The 18,756-nt window shown below is 72.5% G+C and carries 15 protein-coding genes; 11 read left to right on the forward strand and 4 right to left on the reverse strand.

What is annotated here, in order from left to right; translation table 11 throughout:
* Positions 1–2: 2 nt before the first annotated feature.
* Genes aspS through ACFFCA_RS14985 form a run of 3 tightly spaced genes read left to right on the forward strand, consistent with a single transcriptional unit; the run spans position 3 to position 3,039 of the window.
* On the forward strand, positions 3–1,793 hold the full coding sequence (aspS, locus tag ACFFCA_RS14975; protein WP_375486156.1) for an aspartate--tRNA ligase: 1,791 nt from the start codon (positions 3–5) through the stop codon (positions 1,791–1,793).
* On the forward strand, positions 1,790–2,620 hold the full coding sequence (locus ACFFCA_RS14980) for an SseB family protein (protein WP_375486158.1): 831 nt from the start codon (positions 1,790–1,792) through the stop codon (positions 2,618–2,620). The genes aspS and ACFFCA_RS14980 overlap by 4 nt, the downstream gene beginning before the upstream one ends.
* Positions 2,620–3,039, forward strand: coding sequence for a nitroreductase/quinone reductase family protein (locus tag ACFFCA_RS14985; RefSeq protein WP_375486160.1), 420 nt, complete (start codon positions 2,620–2,622; stop codon positions 3,037–3,039). The genes ACFFCA_RS14980 and ACFFCA_RS14985 overlap by 1 nt, the downstream gene beginning before the upstream one ends.
* Here ACFFCA_RS14985 and ACFFCA_RS14990 read toward each other — a convergent pair.
* Genes ACFFCA_RS14990 through ACFFCA_RS15000 form a run of 3 tightly spaced genes read right to left on the reverse strand, consistent with a single transcriptional unit; the run spans position 3,008 to position 6,876 of the window.
* Positions 3,008–4,153, reverse strand: coding sequence for an alpha/beta hydrolase (locus ACFFCA_RS14990; protein WP_375486162.1), 1,146 nt, complete (start codon positions 4,151–4,153; stop codon positions 3,008–3,010). The genes ACFFCA_RS14985 and ACFFCA_RS14990 overlap by 32 nt on opposite strands.
* A 12-nt stretch (positions 4,154–4,165) precedes the next feature.
* The gene (locus tag ACFFCA_RS14995; protein WP_375486163.1) at positions 4,166–5,152 is read right to left on the reverse strand and encodes an alpha/beta hydrolase; all 987 of its coding nucleotides are present in this window, start codon (positions 5,150–5,152) and stop codon (positions 4,166–4,168) included.
* Complete coding sequence (locus ACFFCA_RS15000) at positions 5,149–6,876, reverse strand: phosphatidylglycerol lysyltransferase domain-containing protein (protein ID WP_375486187.1); 1,728 nt, start codon at positions 6,874–6,876, stop codon at positions 5,149–5,151. Before ACFFCA_RS15000 ends, ACFFCA_RS14995 begins: the two co-directional genes overlap by 4 nt.
* A gap of 353 nt (positions 6,877–7,229) precedes the next feature.
* On the opposite strand from ACFFCA_RS15000, the gene ACFFCA_RS15005 reads away from it, so the two are divergent.
* The 8 genes from ACFFCA_RS15005 to ACFFCA_RS15040 all read left to right on the forward strand — a co-directional run bounded on the left by ACFFCA_RS15005 (position 7,230) and on the right by ACFFCA_RS15040 (position 18,333).
* Positions 7,230–8,501, forward strand: coding sequence for a replication-associated recombination protein A (locus ACFFCA_RS15005; RefSeq protein ID WP_375486189.1), 1,272 nt, complete (start codon positions 7,230–7,232; stop codon positions 8,499–8,501).
* Between the two features lie 81 nt (positions 8,502–8,582).
* Positions 8,583–8,996, forward strand: a complete 414-nt coding sequence (locus tag ACFFCA_RS15010; RefSeq protein WP_375486165.1) for a DUF948 domain-containing protein — start codon at positions 8,583–8,585, stop codon at positions 8,994–8,996.
* Positions 8,996–9,259 (forward strand): hypothetical protein, encoded by a 264-nt coding sequence (locus ACFFCA_RS15015; protein ID WP_375486167.1) that lies wholly within the window; start codon positions 8,996–8,998, stop codon positions 9,257–9,259. Before ACFFCA_RS15010 ends, ACFFCA_RS15015 begins: the two co-directional genes overlap by 1 nt.
* A 45-nt stretch (positions 9,260–9,304) precedes the next feature.
* Positions 9,305–12,016, forward strand: coding sequence for an alanine--tRNA ligase (gene alaS / locus ACFFCA_RS15020; protein ID WP_375486169.1), 2,712 nt, complete (start codon positions 9,305–9,307; stop codon positions 12,014–12,016).
* The gene (ruvX, locus tag ACFFCA_RS15025; RefSeq protein WP_375486171.1) at positions 12,016–12,462 is read left to right on the forward strand and encodes a Holliday junction resolvase RuvX; all 447 of its coding nucleotides are present in this window, start codon (positions 12,016–12,018) and stop codon (positions 12,460–12,462) included. Before alaS ends, ruvX begins: the two co-directional genes overlap by 1 nt.
* Before the next feature lie 61 nt (positions 12,463–12,523).
* Complete coding sequence (gene mltG / locus ACFFCA_RS15030; RefSeq protein ID WP_375486173.1) at positions 12,524–13,801, forward strand: endolytic transglycosylase MltG; 1,278 nt, start codon at positions 12,524–12,526, stop codon at positions 13,799–13,801.
* 3 nt (positions 13,802–13,804) lie between these two features.
* Positions 13,805–14,629 carry a shikimate dehydrogenase gene (locus ACFFCA_RS15035; protein WP_375486175.1) on the forward strand — a complete coding sequence of 275 codons (825 nt, stop codon included), beginning with the start codon at positions 13,805–13,807 and terminating at the stop codon, positions 14,627–14,629.
* Positions 14,630–14,664: 35 nt separating this feature from the next.
* A complete protein-coding gene (locus tag ACFFCA_RS15040; RefSeq protein ID WP_375486177.1) occupies positions 14,665–18,333 on the forward strand; it encodes a helicase-related protein in 3,669 nt (1,222 codons plus the stop codon).
* Positions 18,334–18,336: 3 nt separating this feature from the next.
* Here the strand turns inward: ACFFCA_RS15040 and ACFFCA_RS15045 are convergent, their stop codons facing one another.
* Positions 18,337–18,630 (reverse strand): excalibur calcium-binding domain-containing protein, encoded by a 294-nt coding sequence (locus ACFFCA_RS15045; protein ID WP_375486179.1) that lies wholly within the window; start codon positions 18,628–18,630, stop codon positions 18,337–18,339.
* Between the last annotated feature and the right edge of the window lie 126 nt (positions 18,631–18,756).

Below are 18,756 nucleotides of genomic sequence, written 5' to 3' on the forward strand. Positions count from 1 at the left end.
GCATGTTGAGGACTCACGACGCCGGCTCGCTCCGCGCGTCCGACGCAGGACAGACCGTCACGCTGGCCGGTTGGGTGGCCACCCGCCGCGACCACGGCGGCGTCACCTTCATCGACCTGCGCGACCGCTCGGGCAGCGCCCAGGTCGTCGTGCGCGAGGACGCGCTGGCGCATGCGTTGCGCAACGAGTGGGTCATCCAGGTCACGGGCGAGGTCCGTCTGCGTGAGGGCCACAACGTCAACCCGAACATCCCCACCGGTGAGATCGAGGTCGTGGCCGCCTCGCTCGAGGTGCTGAACGAGGCGGCGCCGTTGCCCTTCCAGCTCGACGACTACGCGGGCGTCGGCGAGGAGGCGCGGCTGAAGTACCGCTACCTCGACCTACGCCGGTCCGGTCCCGCCGCGGCCATGAAGCTGCGCAGCGACGTGAACCACGCCGCCCGGGAGACGTTGCACGAGCAGGGCTTCCTGGAGATCGAGACGCCGACGCTGACCCGGTCCACCCCCGAAGGTGCGCGCGACTTCCTGGTGCCGGCGCGGTTGCGCCCGGGCAGCTGGTACGCGCTGCCGCAGTCGCCGCAGCTGTTCAAGCAGCTGCTGATGGTGGCCGGCATGGAGAAGTACTTCCAGATCGCCCGCTGCTACCGCGACGAGGACTTCCGGGCCGACCGGCAGCCGGAGTTCACCCAGCTCGACATCGAGATGAGCTTCGTCGACGAGGACGACGTCATCGCCGTGGCCGAACAGCTGATCGTGGCCCTGTGGAAACTCATCGGCGTCGACGTGCCGACGCCCATCGCCCGGATGCCGTACGCCGAGGCCATGCGCCGCTACGGCTCGGACAAGCCCGACCTGCGCGTGGACCTCGAGCTCGTCGAGTGCACCGACTTCTTCGTCGACACCCCGTTCCGCGTCTTCCAGGCGCCGTACGTCGGCGCCGTGGTGATGGCCGGCGGCGCGTCCCAGCCGCGGCGCACGCTCGACGGCTGGCAGGAGTTCGCCAAGCAGCGCGGGCACCGTGGCCTGGCGTACGTGCTCGTCGGCGAGGACGGCGAGCTGTCCGGCCCGGTCGCGAAGAACCTCTCGGACGCCGAGCGGGCCGGCCTCGCCGCGCACGTCGGCGCACAGCCGGGCGACTGCGTCTTCTTCGCCGCCGGTGAAGCCGCGTCGGCGCGGTCCCTGCTGGGTGCCGCCCGGCTCGAGATCGGTCGGCGGCTCGAGCTGATCGACGACAACGCGTGGCGTTTCGTCTGGGTCGTCGACGCCCCGCTGTTCGAGCCGGCCTCGCAGGCCGTCGCCGCGGGCGACGTGGCCGTCGGCACCGGCGCGTGGACGGCCGTCCACCACGCCTTCACCTCGCCCAAGCCGGACTCGATGGACACCTTCGACACCGACCCCGGCTCGGCCCTGGCCTACGCCTACGACATCGTCTGCAACGGCAACGAGATCGGGGGCGGGTCGATCCGTATTCACCAACGCTCGGTGCAGGAGCGGGTGTTCCGGGTCATGGGCCTGTCCGAGGCCGAGGCGCAGGAGAAGTTCGGCTTCCTGCTCGACGCTTTCAGCTACGGCGCCCCGCCGCACGGCGGCATCGCGTTCGGTTGGGACCGCGTGTGCGCGCTGCTGTCGCACGCGGACTCCATCCGCGACGTCATCGCGTTCCCGAAGTCCGGCGGCGGTTACGACCCGCTGACCTCCGCCCCGGCGCCGATCACCCCCGCGCAGCGCAAGGAGGCCGGGGTCGACGCCGAACCCGAACCGGCGTCGGACAGCACCACCGGTGCCGTCTCGTGAGCGAGCCCGACCCGGCTGCCGAGGTCACGAACCCGGCCGTACGGGAGGCGCTCGACGAGTTCGTCGCCGACCCCGGCGCGCGCGGCAGCATCGACGTCCTGCGCTGGTGCCTGCAGGGTTTCCTGCTGCTCGACGTCACCGGCTCCGACATCCGGATGAGTGCGGACGGCACCGAGATCGAGCCCGGCTCGACCGTGCAGATCGCGGTGACGTCCGGCCCCGACGGGGAGTCGGCGCTGGCCGCCTTCACGAGCATGGCCGAGATCGAGAAGGTGCACAGCGGCGACGGGGAGACCGGCGGTGCGGTGCAGTCGCTGGTGCAGCCCGCAGCCGCGGTGCTCGAGCTGGCCGTGCAGCAGGACCACCGATGGGTGTGCCTGGACCCGGCCGGGCCGAGCTGCGCGCTGTCGCGAGACGAGATCGATTTCGCGTTGCGGGTGCCGCGCAACGACGTCGTGCGCCAGGCGCTCGACGTCGTCAACGTCGACCCCGACCAGCGCCCCGTGCTGCTCGACGCGTTGCGGGCCGACGGTGTGTTCGTGCTCGCCGTCGACACCCCCGACGAGCCGGCTGACGACGTACCGGAGGGGACGGTGCGGCTGCGGACGACGACCCTGCCGGACGAGCGCCCGGCCCTGATGGTGTTCACCTCCGGGCCGGAGGCCGCCGCCCGAGCCGGCAGCGACTCGTTCGTGGTGTGGTCCACCGCGGAGGTGCACGACGCGCTGCGTCAGGGCGAGGTCGACGGGCTGGTCGTCAACCCGTCGGGGCCGTGGGCCGCGGTCACCACCGAGGAGCTGCTGGGATCACCGGCGGGGGAGAGCTGATGTCGGACTGGAACGACCAGGTCATCGCCGAGTTCCGCAGCAACGAGGGCCGCGTCGGCGGCAATTTCCAGGGCGCGCCGATGGTGCTGCTGCACCACACCGGCCGCAGCTCAGGGCGCGAGTACGTGACGCCGTTGATGTACAAACCCGACCCGAGCGACCAGGACACGATCTACGTCTTCGCCTCGGCGGCGGGAGCGCCGAAGGACCCGCAGTGGTTCGCGAACATCGTGGCCGCGGGTCACACCACCGTCGAGGTCGGCACGGAGACCTATGACGTTCGCGTCGAGACGCTGTCGGGTGAGGAACGCGAACGCATCTACGGCTCGCAGGCCGAGGCCTATCCGGGCTTCGCCGGGTACGCCGAGAAGACCGAGGGCATCCGGGTCATCCCGGTGGTTGCGTTACACCGCGTGTAACCGCGTGATCGCGTGTCGCAACGCGCTTGAGACCTACCGAGCCGGTAATCGGGAACTGGACGCGCAGGTCCGGCGGCGCGAGCTGGGTCCACAACCAGCTCAGCATCGCCGGATCGGCGGCCCGCCACGCGCGGTAATTGTGCGTGGCCGACGGCTCACGGTGCAGGGTGACCGCGTCGACACCGTGCAACGCGTGGACAAAGGCCTGGGCGGCCACGTAGTCACCCTTGTCCCCCGTCCCGGCCATGAGCCAGAACGACGGCAGCGGGTGGGTGCCGCTCCCTAGCCGGCGCGCGGCGAGCAACGGGTCGTTCGCGTCTTCCGCAGCCCGGTTGAAGTGCAGGGCCGCAGCAGCCGGCCCGTCGCTAGGACGGAAATAGCCGTCCATGATGCCGGCGGCGCCGAACGACGCCCGATGGCGCAGCGCGAGGTTGGCCGCGCAGTAACCCCCCGAGGAAAAGCCGGCGATGCCCCATTCGGCTGGGACCGGGCTGGCGCGGAAGCGGGCCAGCACGTCAGCGCGCACGTCGCGGGTCAGGTACGTGTCATCGAGAGCCTTCGGTGCGTCGACGCATTCCTCGTAGTGTCGACCGGTTGCCATGGCTGGCATCACGGCGATGACCGGTCCCATCCGGTGGTCATCGATGAGTTGGTCGAGCACGTGCGCGACACGCATCTGCACGATCCACCGCAGTGGATCACCGGGTGTGCCGTGCACTAGTTCGACCACCGGGAAGGCGGTGTGTGCGTAGGCGGGTTCCGAGTACTGCGGAGGCAGGTAGACCAGGCCGCGGCGGGTGATGCCGCTGATGGAACCACGCAGCAGCACGCTCTCCACGTGACCGTCGCCCGCGGCCGAGGCGGTACGGATCGCGGCCGGGGTGGCATTGAAGTTCGAGTAGCTGCCGCTGAGGTCGGAGGACAGTTGCGACCACGACTGGTAGTAGGCGTAATAGTCGTTCACGACCGCGATGCCGGCCGCAGCCGACAAGACAATAGCGAGCAGTCCGGACACGAGCCTGACCGCCAGCAGGCGTAGGCGCATCACCCCCACGATGGCCGCCACCGCCAGGACGAACAGCATGACCACGAGAATTCGCGAATCCGGTTCCATGTCGCCCTCCGATCAGCCCGAATGGGTCCAGAACCACGGCAGCGTCGACCTCAGTGACTCCTGCCACACCTTCCACGTGTGCCCACCCGGCACCGTCGCGACCTTGACTGCGCCGACCGTTCGACGGGCGAGCCGGGCCAGCATCGACTGGTCGTTCAGGACGGTCCCGTCGTCGTTTCCGCACTCGAACCACACGGCGAGGTGTGGGTAGCGATGACGTGCCAGCAACAGGGACGGGTCATGCGCGTCGTAGGCGCTCTCGGAACCGCCGAACAGTTCCTTCACGGTGTCGGCCATATCGTCCGTCGGCCCGACCGTGGGCCTCTTCAACCCGGAGAAGTCCCCGACGAACCCCCACCCTGGTGTGCCGCGCAGGCCCAGCATCAGCGCACACGTGCCGCCCTCGGACAGCCCCGCGATACCCCACCTCGCTCGGTCCCTCGTCACCGGCAGGTGGGCAAGGATCCAGGCCGGGACGACGTCGAGCAGGTATTTCTCGACATCGGCGCCGTAGGTCGTCCGTATGCACTCGGTATCCGCGTGTTCCGACCCGTTGACGTCGGGCATGACCACGACCGGAGCCCGACCCGAGTGCGCGGCGGCGAAGGCGTTGAGCGTGGCGCGGGCGTTGCCGGCATTGATCCAGCGGGTGGGCGCGCCCGGGGTGCCGTGCAACAGGACGAGGACCGGGAACCGTTCGTGAGGATGGCTGCGGGCGGCCGGGGGCAGGTAGATGAGGGCCTGTCGCGGCTTGAACCCGCTGGAGCCGCCGGGGATGGCTCTGGTCAGCACCGTGCCGACGGTGGTGTTGACCGCCGATGCGGAGGGCGTGCCCGAGTCGGATGTCCCGCGGGCCGGTGCCGCCGGCGATCCGGGGTGCGCCGACTGCGTCGTCCGATGAACAGGTCGGGCGGGGCTGCTGCTCGAGCACCCGGTCAGCGCGCCGGCCACGACCCCGAAGGCCGCGAGCAGCACGCCGACGGTGCGACCGGCGCTCAACCGCGCCGTGCCAGGCGCAGCAACCGCGGACGGACCAGGAAGGCCTGGGCCTCCAGCCCGGCGATGGCTATCCGGGGCAGGTCACGGGCTCCGGGGTAGCACACGAACCGCGGCAGCCAGGTGGGTTGGAACTTGTCGTTGAAGCGGTAGAGCGACTCGATCTGCCACCAGCGAGAAGCCACGAGCAGCACGGCCCGCCACGCGCGCAGGATCGGGCCGGCCCCGATCCGGGACCCGCGCTCGAGGGCCTCCCGGAACACCGCGAAGTTCAGCGAGACCCGCTGGACGCCCAACTCGGGGCAGGCGCCCAGCGCGGCCACGATCATGAACTCGTTGATGCCGTTGTCGCAGTCCCGGGCGCGGCGCATCAGGTCCAGTGAGATGCCGGTGGGGCCCCACGGCACGAAATGCAGCAGGCCGCGCAGCTCGCCGTCCTGTTCGGCAGTAACCACCACGCAGTCCGGGTCGGACACGTCGCCGAGGCGGGACAGCGCCATCGAGAAGCCACGTTCGACGGCGTCGCAGCGCCACGCGTCGGCCGCGGTACGGAGGCGTTCGAACGCCGCCGGGTCGGCCTCGGCTGCCCGCGTCACCTTCACCCGGTAGCCGGCCCGCTCCACCCGAGCGCAGGCCTGGCGCACGCCGCGCATCGGGCGACCGTCGAGGCTGAAGGTGGCGACGTCCAGGACGGCCTCGTCGCCGAGGGAGAGCGCGGCCAGCCCGTACTCGCGGGACCACACCACCGCGCCGCGTTCGCTGCAACCCATGACCGCCGGGGTCCAGCCGTGTCGCTGCACCAGGTCCCGGTAGGCGGCGATCGCGCCGGGCCAGGCCTCGACGTCGCCGATCGGGTCCCCGCTGGCCAGGGCCACGCCGGCCACCACGCGGTACGTGATCGCCGCCTTGCCGCTCGGCGACCACACGACGGACTTGTCGCGGCGCAGGGCGAAGTAACCCAGCGAGTCGGTCGCGCCGTGGCGGTCGAGCAGCGAGCGCAACCGCTGCTCGTCCTGCTCGGCCAGACCGGCGGCCGGGTGGAATGGCGCGAGGTAGAGCACCACACCGGAGACGACGGCCAGCAGGCCGAAGCCGAGCAGGGCGGCGTGGAAGGCGTCGGCGAAGTCGTCGCCGCGCACCGCGATGTGGCCACCCAGGCCGACCAGTGACCGCACCGTCTCGACGAGCCGGTCGAGGAACGGTGTGCCTGCCGGGACGTGGCCGGGGAGGTAGAGCAGGACGACGCCCAGCAGCACGCCGGCCGCCACGAACTGCGCCGCGACTCGCAGCGCGAAGCCACGTCCGACCGGGTCGTCCACCGCCTGGAACCGCTTGCGCGACAGGACCAGACCGACCAGCAGCACGGTGACCACCGTCGATTCGATCGGCCGCCAGTCGTCCCGGACGATGTCGACGAGGCAGATCGCGACGCAGGCGCCGGTCGCGAGCAGCAGGGCCGACCGCTTGCCGCGACGCAGCCCGGTCGCGACGCGTAGCAGGAGCAACCCGGCCACGGCCACCGCGACCTCGAGGGTCCGGTCACCCGGGTCGAGCTGGATGGGGCTGAAGGCCGAGACGACCCGCCAACGGTGCGGCCAAAGGACGTCGGACAGCGAGAGCAACCCGGCCACGACGGCGACCCACGCGCTGAGCTGGGGTGCCCGTGCGTCGAGGGCGGCCAGCCGGCGCCGCACACCGGACAGACGGGGGTAGGACGGGGCGAGCATGTTCACGAGGACTCCCAGGCCGGACGGACGAGAGGAGCCTCTGGCCGGAGGTTAGGAAACTCCGGTGCGGCTCAGCGAATGCTTGACGTCCTCGCAGCGGCTGCACAGCCCACGGTTCGTCGCGTCGGTTCCAACCCGCTCCACGGGCACAGCGATCGCGCCTGACGCGACCAGGTCGTGGTGGCGGGGCCGATGAGGTCCCGCGTGCAGCCGGTCCTGCCGCCACGCGTGGCACAGCCGACCCGGCGCGCGCCTACGCTGACCCCGTGACGCTGTTCGGAGCCGACGAGGCCGACGCGACGTCGGCGGACGACGGGCACGCGGTCGACACCGGTGCGCCGCTGGCCGCGCGGATGCGCCCGCGCACGCTCGACGAGGTCGTCGGCCAGGAGCACCTGCTGGCGGCCGGTTCGCCACTGCGCAGGCTCGTGGAGGGCGACGCCCCGATGTCGCTGGTCCTTTACGGGCCACCCGGCACCGGCAAGACCACGCTCGCGCTCATCGTCTCCAGCGCGACGAACCGGCGGTTCGCGCAGCTGTCCGCCCTGAACGCCGGGGTGAAGGACGTCCGCGAGGTCATCGCCCGGGCGAAGGCCGAGCTGAACCACACCGGTCGGCAGACGGTGCTGTTCATCGACGAGATCCACCGTTTCTCCAAGACCCAGCAGGACTCGCTGCTCGCCGCCGTCGAGGCGCGCCACGTCACCCTCGTCGCCGCGACCACCGAGAACCCGTTCTTCTCCATCGTGGCGCCGTTGCTCTCGCGCAGCCTGCTGCTCACCCTGCAACCGCTGGACGACGCGGCCGTCGGACGCCTCGTCGACCGGGCCCTGCGCTCCGAGCGCGGGCTCGACGGTGCGGTCACGCTGGACGACGACGCCCGCGCCCACCTGTTGCGCATCGCCGGTGGCGACGCCCGCCGGGCCCTCACCGCCCTCGAGGCCGCCGCGGGGACGGTTTCGGCCGAGGCCCGCGACGTCGTCGACCTTGCCACGCTCGAGCAGGCCGTCGACAGCGCCGCCGTGCGCTACGACCGCGACGGCGACCAGCACTACGACGTCATCAGCGCCTTCATCAAGTCGATCCGCGGGTCGGACGCCGACGCGGCCGTGCACTACCTGGCCCGGATGCTGGAGGCGGGGGAGGACCCGCGCTTCATCGCCCGCCGCCTCGTGGTGCACGCCAGCGAGGACGTCGGCCTCGCCGACCCGACCGCGCTGCTGGCCGCGACCGCGGCGGCCCAGGCCGTGCAACTGATCGGCCTGCCCGAGGCGCGGATCAACCTGGCGCAGGCCACGATCCACCTCGCGCTGGCCCCCAAGTCCAACGCCGTGGTGCGCGCCATCGGCGAGGCCCAGGCCGACGTCAAGGCCGGCCTCGCCGGCGCCGTCCCGCCCGCCCTGCGCGACGCCCACTACGCCGGTGCCGGGAAGCTCGGGGCCGGGGCCAGCTACGTCTACCCCCCGGACACCCCCGACGGCGTGGTCGCCCAGCAGTACCCGCCGGACGAACTCGTCGGGCGCGACTACTACCACCCGGCCGGGCGTGGCGCGGAGCGCGCCGTGGCCGAGCGCCTGGAGCGGCTGCGGTCGGCGGTCCGAGGCCGCCCGGGCGCCGGACGGTGACCCGCTAGGGTCGTCGGGTACGCCGACCCCCCGAACCCGCGGGGACCGCACGTAGACCGTCGCTACTGCCTGGGAGACCCGATGTCCGGAGCCGCCATCGCTGCGTTGATCGCAGCCGGCGCGTTCGTCCTGCTGGTCCTGCTGCTCGCGTTCCCGCTCCTCAAGCTCGGCCGCACCCTGGACGAGGCCACGCTCGCCGTCCGCAAGACCCACGAGGGCGCGGCGCCGATCCTCACCGAGGCGCAGAGCACGGTCCTCCAGCTCAACGCCCAGCTCGGCCAGCTGGAGAGCATCGCCGCGAACGTCAACTCGATGACCACGAACGTGGCGGCCATGACGTCGGTCGTGTCCAGCACGCTCGGCAGCCCGATGATCAAGGCGGCCGCCTTCACCTACGGCGTGCGCAAGACGGTCTCCGACCGCCGCGACGCGGACGCGATCAAGACCGCCCGCCGCAAGCGGCGCACCGCCGGCGCCAAGCACGGGAAAGCCTGATGCGCCGGTTGTTCTGGCTGGCGATGGGCATCACGATCGGCGCCCTGATCGTGCGCAAGATCAGCCGGGCCGCGGAGAAGCTGACGCCCAGCGGCATGGCCGCCGGCATCGGCCAGGGGCTGTCCGACCTCGCCGAGTCGATCGGTGACTTCGCCGCCGACGTGCGCACGGCGATGAGCGAGCGCGAGACGCAGCTGCGCGAGAGCACGGGCCTGGACGGCTCCGCCGGCGGCGTCCAGCGGCAGAGCCCGCCCCAGCAGTAGCCGTTCCGGAAAACCGGACACGGCCCGTCTGGCACAGTTGTCGTCGTGAAATCTGCTGAGATCCGGTCCCGGTTCCTGGGGCACTTCGAACGCCACGGCCACGCCGTGGTCCCCAGCGCGCCCCTGCCCTTCGACGACCCCAACCTGCTGTTCGTCGTCGCCGGCATGACGCAGTTCGTGCCCTACTTCATCGGCCAGCAGACGCCGCCCTGGGCCCGGGCGACGAGCATCCAGAAGTGCATCCGCACCCTCGACATCGAGGAGGTCGGCAAGACCACGCGGCACGGAACGTTCTTCCAGATGAACGGCAACTTCAGCTTCGGCGACTACTTCAAGGAAGGCGCCATCCAGCTGGCCTGGGAGCTGTCGACCAACTCGGTCGAGGACGGCGGGTTCGGCCTCGACGGCGAGCGCATCTGGCCGACCGTCTACCTCGACGACGACGAGGCCTATGACATCTGGCGGCGCGTCATCGGCGTGCCCGACGAGCGCATCGTGCGTCGCGGCAAGGAGGACAACACCTGGGACATGGGCATCCCCGGGCCGGCCGGGTCGTGCAGTGAACTGTTCTACGACCGCGGCCCCGACTACGGACCCGAGGGTGGGCCGGCGGTCGACGAGGACCGCTACATGGAGTACTGGAACCTCGTCTTCATGCAGTACGAGCGCGGCCGGTCGAACGGCCCGCACAAGGGCGACTACGAGATCCTCGGCGAACTGCCCAGCAAGAACATCGACACCGGCATGGGCATGGAACGCATGGCCACCCTGCTGCAGGGCGTCGACAACCTCTACGAGATCGACCAGACCGGCCCCATCCTGCGGCGCGCGGCGGAGCTGTCCGGCAAGACCTACGGCGCGCACTCGGGGCACGCGGCCACCGAGTCGCACCCGGACGACGTCCGGCTGCGCGTCATCGCCGACCATGTCCGCTCGTCGTTGATGCTCATCGGCGACGGCGTGACGCCCGGCAACGACGGTCGCGGGTACGTGCTGCGCCGCCTGCTGCGCAGGGCGATCCGCGCGATGCGGCTGCTCGGTTACGAGGACCCGGCGCTGCCCGCCCTGCTGCCCGTGGCGCGCGACTGCATGGCGCCGTCCTACCCCGAGCTCGCGACCGACTTCGAGCGCATCTCCACCTACGCCTACAACGAGGAGGAGGCGTTCCGGCAGACGTTGCGCGCCGGCACCACCATCCTCGATCTCGCCGTCGACGAGACCAAGCGCTCCGGCGGCACGACGCTGCCCGGTGACAAGGCCTTCCAGCTGCACGACACGTACGGCTTCCCGATCGACCTCACCCTCGAGATGGCAGGCGAGGCGGGCATCGACGTCGACGAGGCGGGCTTCCGCCGCCTGATGGCCGAGCAGCGGGCGCGCGCCAAGGCCGACTCGCAGGCCAAGAAGACCGGCCACCTCGACCTCTCCGTCTACCGCGCCGCCCTGGAGAGCGGGCCCGGCGCCTTCACCGGTTACACCGAGGTCACGCGCGAGGCCACGGTCGCGTCGCTGATCGGGGCGTCCGGGCTGCTGTCCGCGGCGCACGAGGGCGACGAGGTCGAGGTCGTCCTCGACGTCACCCCGTTCTACGCCGAGGGCGGCGGCCAGCAGCCCGACTGGGGACGGCTGACGGTCAACTCCGGTGACCGCGAGGCCGTGCTCACCGTCGTCGACGTGCAGCAGCCGCTGCCCGGGCTCATCGCCCACCGCGCCACCGTCCTGTCCGGCGAGGTGCGCCCCGGCGACCTCGTCCTCGCCGAGGTCGACGTCCGGCGACGTGCCTCGGTGTCGCGCAGCCACTCGGCCACCCACCTGCTGCATTCGGGTCTGCGCCGGGCGCTCGGCGACACCGCGGCGCAGGCCGGCTCGCTGAACGCGCCCGGACGGCTGCGCTTCGACTTCACCACGCCCGGGGCGGTGCCGCCCAGCGTCCTCGGCGACGTCGAGGCCGAGATCAACGAGGTGCTGCTGCGCGACCTCGAGGTGCGCTGGTTCGTCACCGACCAGGAGGAGGCCCGCCGGCTCGGTGCCATCGCCATGTTCGGCGAGAAGTACGGCGAGCAGGTGCGCATCGTCGAGATCGGCGACTACTCGCGCGAGCTCTGCGGCGGCACACACGTCCCGCGCAGCTCGGTCATCGGCATGGTCAAGCTGCTCGGCGAGGCGTCCATCGGCTCGGGCGTCCGGCGGGTCGAGGCGCTCGTCGGCCTCGACGCGTTCTCCTACCTCGCCCGCGAGCACACCCTGGTGCAGTCGCTGGCCACCGAGTTCAAGGCCCCCGCCGAGGAGCTTCCCGAGCGCATCGCCGGTGTCCTCGACCGGTTGAAGTCCGCCGAACGGGAGCTCAATCAGTTGCGGGTGGGCCAGGTGCTCGCCGGCGCGGGGTCGCTCGCCGAGCAGGCCGAGCAGGTGGCGGGCGTGCAGCTCGTCGCCGCCCAGGCCCCGCCGGGCGTCGGCGGCAACGACCTCCGCTCGCTGGCGCTCGACGTGCGCGGCCGGTTGCGGGCGTCGGACCCCGCCGTGGTGCTGCTGGCCTCGCCCGACGACAAGGGCGGCGCCGCCTTCGTCGTGGCGGTCAACGAGCGCGGGCAGGCCGACGGGCTCAAGGCGGGCGACCTCGTGCGCTCGTTCGCGCCGGTGCTCGGCGCCCGCGGCGGTGGCAAGGCCGACCTGGCCCAGGGCGCCGGCGGGGACGCAGCCAAGCTGGCGGATGCCTTCGCCGCCGTCCGCGCCGAGCTGGCCGCCGTCCGGGCCTGATGTCGGACGGCGACACGCCCGGTCCGACCGGGGTCTGGATCGCGGTCGACGTGGGGACGGTGCGGGTCGGCGTGGCGCGCAGCGACCCGCGCGGCGTGCTGGCCGTCCCGGTGGCGACCCTCGCCCGGGACGTCCGTGGCGGGCGCGACCTGGCGCAACTGCGGGACCTGGTCACCGAGTACGAGGCCGTGGGCGTCGTCGTGGGGCTGCCGCGGACCCTGGCCGGACGCGAGGGCGCGTCGGCCGAGATGGCCCGTGACTACGGCGCGCAGCTCGCGGCCCTCGTCGCGCCACGTCCTGTCGAGTTCCTGGACGAACGCCTGACCACGGTGTCCGCGCAGCGTAAGCTCCACCAGAACGGGGTGCGGGGGCGCGCCGGTCGCACACTCATCGACCAGGCCGCCGCCGTGGAACTGCTTCAGCACTGGCTCGACGCTCGGCCGTGAGCGCTGTGACACGATGTCCGGATCTGGTGGAGCGACACAGCAGAAGGGGACGGGCAGGCGCGTGAGGCAACGCGACGTCGAGTCGGCGACCGACTCCGACCCGCACGGCCTGCTGTTCGGCACCCCCGGCGAGCACCCCGACGACGCCGAGGTCGCTGACGACCAGCGCGACGACGGCGGTGCGACGCGCTCCGAGCAACGCCCGTCCCGGGTGGCGAAGCGCCTGGACTCCCGCCGCCGACACCGCCGTCGCCTGCTGGTCTTCCTCGCCTTCCTGCTCGTCGTCGTGGTCGGCGTCTCGGGCTGGCTCATCGGCGTCCCCGTCTACCGCTACTTCAACCCGGCCGACTACGGCGGCACCGGCACCGGGACGGTGGTCGTCACCGTCCGCGCCAACGACGGCGCGGCGCAGATCGGCAAGACGCTGCACGACGCCGGTGTGGTGGCCAGCCAGCGGTCCTTCACCGATGCCGCCAAGGACAACAGCAGGTCGGCGAACATCCAGCCGGGCTCCTACCGCCTGCGCCACCACATGTCGGCCAAGAGCGCGGTCGCGCTGCTGCTCGACCCGTCCGCACGGGTCAACTCGGACGTGGTCGTCACCGAGGGCGCCACCAGCCTCGACGTGCGCAACCGCCTCGTCGCCGCTCCGTGCACCGCCGGCTCGCCCTCCGGGACGGTGTGCGGGCTGGGGCTGCCCGCGGCCCAGGTCGACAAGGCGCTGAAGAACGTGGGCGCGCTGGGCCTGCCGACCGACTTCACCGTCAACGGCAAGGTCCCCACCTCGGTGGAGGGGTTCCTGTTCCCGGCGACGTACCCCTTCGACGAGACCACCTCGGCCGGTTCGGCACTGCAGCAGATGGTCGGCAAGTTCACCGACCAGGCCCGGACGACCCGGTTCAGCGCGCAGGCCAAGGCGCTCGGCCTGACCCCGTACCAGCAGCTGATCGTGGCCTCGATCGCGCAGGCCGAGGCCCGCTTCCCCGCCGACATGGCCAAGGTGGCGCGGGTCATCCTCAACCGCATCAAGGCCGCGCGTCCGCTGCAGATCGACGCGACCAGCGCCTACGCCTGCAAGGTGGCCGGGACGCCGGCGACCAAGTGCGTCTACGCCCAGGTCGACAGCCCGTACAACTCCTACACCCACGCAGGTCTGCCGCCGACGCCGATCAGCAACCCCGGCACCGAGGCGATGGCCGCCGCCGCCGCCCCCACGGCGGGCAACTGGCTGTACTACGTCAACTCAGACGCGGCAGGCCATCTGTTCTTCACCAACAGCGAGACCGCGTTCGCGAAGGCCGCGGCGACCTGCCGGGCCAACAACTGGGGCTGCGGCTAACGCATGGCCACCTCGACCGGGCGCCGCGCCGGGGTGCTGGGGCAGCCGGTCGCGCACTCGCTGTCGCCCGTCCTGCACCGAGCCGCCTACGCAGCGCTCGGTCTCGACTGGACCTACGAGGCGATCGAGTGCGGCGCCGAAGACCTGCCGGGCGTGCTGTCCGAGCGCGCGGACTGGGCCGGGTTCTCGTGCACCATGCCGCTCAAGCATGCCGCGCTCGAGATCGCCGCGGAGGTGCGCCCGCTCGCGGGCGCCGTCGGCTCGGCCAACACCCTGCTGCCCGGCCCCGACGGCTGGGTCGCTGACAACACCGACGTCGCCGGCATCGTGGCCGCGCTCGCCGAGTTCGCGGTGGCCCCGCGGACGGTGACCGTCCTGGGCGCGGGCGGCACGTCGCAGGCCGTGCTCGCGGCGCTGCTGGCGCTCGGGGTGCCGGCGTGCACCGTCCTCGTGCGGGACCCGGCCCGCATCGACCGTGCCCTGGACACCGCGGGGCGGCTCGGCGTCGCGGTGGCCGTCGAGACCCTGCACCCCGACGCGGCGGCGCTGGGGGCGGACCTCGTCGTGTCCACGCTGCCGAGCGGGGCGGCGGACCCGTTCGCGACCCGGCCCTGGGCGCCCACGCAGACGCTGTTCGACGTCGCCTACGACCCGTGGCCGTCCGCCCTCGCCGAGGCGGCGGGTCGGGGCGGGGCGAGGGTGATCAGCGGGGCCCTGCTGCTGCTGCACCAGGCCGCCGTCCAGGTCGAGCTCATGACCGGCCAGGAACCACCCGTCGACGAGATGCGCGAGGCGCTGCGCGCGGCGACCCCGCACGCCGGCCTGTAGGACCGACTGTCGGTGGCGCGGGCGAGAATGGCGCGGTGACGCAACAGGCCGGCTCGTTCGCGGTGCGCGACGGGCGCACCGTGCGCCTGGACGCAGCAGGCGGGGCCGAGGCTGTCGCGGACACGCCGGAACTACGTGCCCTGATCGACCTGCGCGACGCCGCGCTCGCCCTGCTCGCCCTCGAGGCCGACGCCACGCTCGACGACGTGGCCATCGCGCCGACCCGCGCCCGGGCGCTCGGGCTCTACACCGCCTACGTCGAGCGGTTCGGTCCGTTGAACCGCGGAGAGCTGCGTGAGCTGCGCGGCGGCCGTCCGGACCCGCAGACCGGCGAGCCCGACCTGGTCTGGCGGCGTCCCGATCTCGGTGGGTTCCGCCTCGACCCCGACTACCACCCGGTGATGGCGCTCGAGGTGTTCGACTCCGCCACCCGCGCGGCCGAACCCGCCCCCATCCTGCTGCGCCGCGTGCACGGGCGTCCCGAACCGGTGCGCCGCGCCGCCGACGCGCACGAGGCGCTGCTCGTGTGCCTCGGCGAGGGCGGCGACGGTGTCGACCCCGCGCGGGTCGCCGAGCTGCTCGGCCTGCGCACCGCGGCCGACGCCGTGGAGGCGCTGGGCGATCTCGTGTTCCGCGACCCCGACTGCGACGGACGGTGGGTCAGCCGCCGCGACTACCTCACCGGCGACGTCCGGGCCAAGCGCGCCGTGGCCGAGCGGGCCGCCCGCGACGACCGCCGCTACCGCCGCAACGTCGCGGCGCTGGCCGAGGTCGAGCCGGCCGACCTCGGTCCGCTCGAGATCTTCGTGTCCCTCGGCGCGCGGTGGGTCGCCGCAAGCGACGTCGAGGCGTTCGTGCACGAGGTGCTGGGCGGGCGGGTCAAGGTCTGGCACCTGCCCTCGGCCGCGTCCTGGAAGATCGTCCCGCTCGGCAAGACCCCCGTCGGCGGCTTCGGGCTCTACAGCACGCCGCGGATGGGTGCCTACGATCTGCTGACGGCGGGCCTCAATGGGCGGGCCCCCGTCGTCTTCGACACCGTGCACATGACCGGGCGCCGGCTGCGGTTGCGCAACGCCGAGGCCAGCCTGGCCGCCGTCGAACGGCTCACTGCGCTGCAGGAGCGGTTCCGCACCTGGCTCTGGGAGGACGCCGAGCGCACGGCACGGCTCACCCGCGAGTACAACCGTCGCTTCAACACCCACCTCGTACGCCGGCACGATGGTTCGGCGCTGACCTTCCCGGGGCTCGCCGACGGGCTCGAGTTGTGGCCGTGGCAGCGCGACATCGTGGCGCAGATCGTGTCGTCGCCGGCCACCTTGTGCGCCCACGCGGTCGGGGCCGGGAAGACCCGCTCGATGGTGTGCGCCGCGCTGACCGCCCGGCGGCTCGGGCTGGCCGCCAAACCGCTCATCACGGTCCCCGCCCACCTCGTCGAGCAGACCGCGCGCGAGGCCCGCCAGGCCTACCCCTTCGGGCGCTTCCTCGTGCACGGCGGCACCGACGGCACCGACGAGCCGCGACATCGCGAGCAGCTCGCAGCCCGCTGCGCGACCGGCGACTGGGACGCGGTGATCGTCTCGCACGGCACGTTCAGCGCCCTCCCGGTGCAGGCCGACTCCGAGATCGCGCACCTGCAGGACGAGGTCGCGGTTGCGCAGCGTCAGATCGCCGCCGGCCAGGGCGGGCGGCACGGGCGCTCGGTGCTGCAGCGCCGGGTCGCCGCACTGGAGGCCAGGATCGAGCACCTGCGCGTCGCGCCGCGTCCGGCCATCACCTTCGACGACCTCGGCGTCGACCTGCTCCTCGTCGACGAGGCGCACTACTTCAAACGGCTGCCGATCGCGTCGCGCATGGCCGGCATCTCGCTGGGCTCGTCGCGCCGCGCGGCCGACCTCCACCTCAAGGCGCAGCTCCTGCGCCGTCGCCGGGGCCGCCGCCCGACCCTGGCCCTGTTCACCGGGACCCCGTGGTCCAACACCATCGCCGAGACCTTCGTCTGGCAGACCTACTTGCAGCCCGACGCGCTCGCCGCCGCCGGCGTCGAGCACTTCGACGCGTGGGCGGCGGTGTTCGTCGACTACGCCACGACCGTCGAGATCACGCCGGACGCGTCGGCCGTGCGGCTGGTGCAACGGGCCGCGCGCATCCGCAACCTGCCCGAGCTGCGCCGGATGCTCGCCGGCTGCTCGGACATCCTGCGTCCGGAGGAACTGGGCCTCGAACGCCCTGAGCGTGCCGAGCAGACCGTCGTGTGCGCGCCGGGCGACGGGCAGCTGAGCTACGTCCGTTCCCTCGGCGCACGCGTCGACAAGATCCGTCGCGAACAGGTCCGCTCCGAACCCGGCGGTGACAACATGCTGGCGGTGTGCGGCGACGGCCGGCGCGCCGCCCTCGACCCGCGGCTGGTCGGCATCGACGAGCCGTCCGCGAAGCTGGCCGCCGTCGCCGACGGGGTTGCCGAGATCCACCACGAGCACGCCGGGCACCGCTTCCCGGGCAGCGACGTCCCGGGCGTGCTGCAGCTGGTCTTCTGCGACCAGGGCACCCCGGGGTCGGACGGTCCGCAGAGCTACGGCCGCCTGCGCATCCTGCTGGCGCAGCGCGGCGTCCCGGCCGACCGGGTCCGCTGGGTCCACGAGGCGCGCACGCCCGAGGCCCGTGCCCGGTTGTTCGCCCAGTGCCGCGACGGTGCGGTGTCGGTGCTCATCGGCTCCACCGACAAGCTCGGCGTCGGCACCAACGTCCAGCGTCGGCTGCGGGCGGTGCACCATGCCGACGCCCCGTGGCGCCCCTCGGACATCGAGCAGCGCGAGGGCCGCGCCTTCCGCCCCGGCAACCTCAACCCCGTCGTCGAGGTGCGGCGCTACGTCACCAAGGCCACGTTCGACGCGTACATGTGGCAGGCGCTGCAGCGCAAGGCGGCCTTCGTCGAGCAGCTCTACCGCATCGACCCGGGCGTCCGCACCGTCGACGACCTCGGCGACGCCGTGCTGACCTACGCCGAGGTCAAGGCGCTGGCCACCGGCAACGCGCTGCTGCTCGACCAGGCCCAGGCCGCCGCCGACGTCGCCCGGTTGCGCCTGCTGCGCTCGATCAACCGGCAGGAGCTCACCGGTGCGCGGGCGCGCCTGGAAGGGGCCGAGCAGGACCAGTACCGCCTGTACCAGCAGCTGACGTTGCTCGCCGAGGCCCGTGAACGGCTCCGGCGCGCCCCGGAGGTGAGCGATCCCGAGGCCGACGTGCGCCTGGCGGCGCGGGCGTTGCGGGAGCGGCTGCTGGTGGCCGACGGGTCGGACGACCCGGCTCCGGTGCGGGCGCCGTGGCGGGGGTTGGGCGTCGAGCTGCTGCCCGACGGCGGTTGGCACGCGCAGGCCGCCGACGTGGTCTCGCTGCGCATCACGGTCGCGCACCGGCGGGCCGACGAGATCCCGCTGCCACTGTCCCTGCTGCGCGGCAGCGCGGCCGCCTGCGCAAAATCGGTCGTGACCCAGCTACGCCGCTGGGTCGCCCGCCTCGACGAGCGGATGCTGGCCGTCGAGCAGGAGGCGCTGGACGCACACCGGGCGGGTGAGGACGCGAAACGACTGATCGACGCCCATCGCTTCACGCGTACGGACGAGCTGGCCGCCGCCGAGGCGCGGCTGGCCGAGATCGATACCGCGCTCGAGGCGTCGGTCGGTCACGGGGCGACAGCTCTCGCCTGACGGTCAGCGCTTCTCGCAGGCAATCCCGTCGTGGTCGCGGTCGCTGCCCCGGTTGGCGTTGTACAGGGCGTTGCTGCGCTTGAAGGTGGTGACCGGCTTCGTGTGTCCGCTCACGTGATCGCGGGCCCCGACCTTGCCCACACCGTGCTTGTAGGCCTTGTTCAGCGCGGTGCAGTTCTTGTAATGCTTGGCGCCGGTCGAGGCGGCGTGGGCGGACGCAGCCTGGGCGGGGACGGGGAGCAGCGACAGGCCGAGCGCACCGGTGGCGAGCAGGGTCCGGGTCAGGGGAGTGGGCACGGTCGGTCCTCAGGGTCGCGGACTCCGGGCGGCCGACCGGCCGGACGTCGTGTGAAGAGAGGGTAAACCACGCCGTCGAAACCGCGCCATGCCGATGCGTCCGACGCGGCCTGCGCGGCCGACTGC

This window comes from uncultured Jatrophihabitans sp. (assembly GCF_964252635.1).
Taxonomy (GTDB): Bacteria; Actinomycetota; Actinomycetes; order Mycobacteriales; family Jatrophihabitantaceae; genus Jatrophihabitans.